The sequence below is a fragment of the Paenisporosarcina sp. P5_A11 genome, from assembly GCF_056400705.1.
This window is the reverse complement of sequence record NZ_JBFUKT010000329.1, coordinates 1-1,674: the sequence shown is the minus strand read 5'-3', so window position 1 is coordinate 1,674 and position 1,674 is coordinate 1. Positions and strand designations below refer to the sequence as shown.

Below are 1,674 nucleotides of genomic sequence, written 5' to 3'. Positions count from 1 at the left end.
GGGCAACGTCTTAAATGACGTTGCCATACTTGACTTGACTAAAGCACCCGTTAGTTGAATAAGGTTAAACCAGTATATTAGCTACATAACTAAAGTCTTATAAGTAAAAGAAATGAGTTAAACCCATTTCTTTGGTAAAGTCTTAAAGAGAGAAGAAATAGGGGGCTGAATTTTATTAAAAGGCATATCGGATTAATTATAACTGCATTAATTATTGGCTCAATGATTTTTATAACTGTTAAATCAAACCTTGAAAGTACGGATTCTGGAGAATCTTTTAAAGCAAAAACAAAAACTTCTATCGATTCAACCATTGATACTGGACTGAAGCAAGGTGAATTACCACCTGATTTTGAACTTACTACAATAACAAGAGAAACCCTTAACTTATCAGATTATAAGGGGAAAAAAGTAATACTTAACTTTTGGACATCTTGGTGTCCTCCCTGCAAAGAAGAAATGCCACATATGGAGAAGTATTATCAAAAAAATAAAGATTCTCAAAACGTAGAAATTATTGCGGTTAATATGACCAATTCGGATAGTGTTAATTCGGTGGAGAAATTCGTCGATGCCTATGAACTTACTTTTCCCATTCCTCTTGATAAAAGTGGTTATGTAATGAATGCATATGAAATCATTTACCTTCCAGAAACATATGCTATAAATTCCGAAGGAGTCATAGGTCATCACATAAGAGGACCTGTAAACGAAAAACTGTTAAATGAACTTATTAGTGATTTACCCTAATTAAAAGCACAGTGTTACTGAAGTTTCTCCAACTATATCTTATGGTTATATTAATAATGCTATATTACGTACTCTGCTTCTTTCTATAATCCATAAAAGCCATTAACAAATGCCCCATTTTGCCAACATGAGTTCGGAAGGGTTCCCTCCAGCTGAATAAGTAGCCAGGTCTGTCTACTTTCTTTAACTAACTACCCCGTTAGTTTAAGTACAATTTTTCACAAACTTTGTTGATTATTTACTATATTCTGTTCACCGAACTTTTACATCGTTTTTTATAAACAAAAATCATATTCACTATACTTAATAACAGAATAACAAAAAACATATAGAAGGTAATTGGGTCTCCACCAGATGGAACTTCATCCGCTATATATCCCGAAATAATCATATTTACCCCCGATACGATACAAGAAACAAATACCAACATACTGACCGAATATCCACTTACAACAGACTTTTTCAATAATATTAAAATTAATGTAACTAACAAACTAAAAATAAAAACACCCATTGAAAATTTTAGATAATAAAAAACATCTACTAACATTAAATCAACTCCTTTTTAGGTTTGACGTTACACATATTACCAAGTTCCACAATAATAAATATTAATGGCTTATTGAAGTAACCTGYCCCGTTAGTTGAACAAGAAAAAAGAGCCACCTAAGCAGCTCGAGGATCTTCAACTAAAGCACCTGTTAGTTGAAGTGAATTTTCCTTTCACTCTAAAATTTTTCAGGAATAATAGAGTTGATTAATTTTTGCTGGTGAATCCTCGTTTTAGAATTCCTTTGATTGACCGATTTATATAATCGTTCATTTCTAAGATTCATCTTCTATCAATTTTAAAAATCTGTGTTTCCATATATTTTCATAAAAATCAGTCGTCTCTTTTGCAGACATAAATGGATTATTCAAAGT

The 1,674-nt window shown here is 31.7% G+C and carries 2 protein-coding genes and 1 pseudogene; 1 reads left to right on the top strand and 2 read right to left on the bottom strand.

Translation table 11 applies throughout. The features are described 5' to 3' along the window. The first annotated feature begins 222 nt into the window (after positions 1–222). On the top strand, positions 223–750 hold the full coding sequence (locus AC1DOS_RS19985; protein WP_477538889.1) for a peroxiredoxin family protein: 528 nt from the start codon (positions 223–225) through the stop codon (positions 748–750). Between the two features lie 241 nt (positions 751–991). Here the strand turns inward: AC1DOS_RS19985 and AC1DOS_RS19980 are convergent, their stop codons facing one another. Together AC1DOS_RS19980 and AC1DOS_RS19975 are read right to left on the bottom strand one after the other, a co-directional pair. Continuing rightward, positions 992–1,300 carry a hypothetical protein gene (locus AC1DOS_RS19980; protein WP_477538888.1) on the bottom strand — a complete coding sequence of 103 codons (309 nt, stop codon included), beginning with the start codon at positions 1,298–1,300 and terminating at the stop codon, positions 992–994. Between the two features lie 275 nt (positions 1,301–1,575). Beyond that, a pseudogene (locus AC1DOS_RS19975) lies at positions 1,576–1,674 on the bottom strand (cysteine hydrolase family protein); the annotation flags it as partial.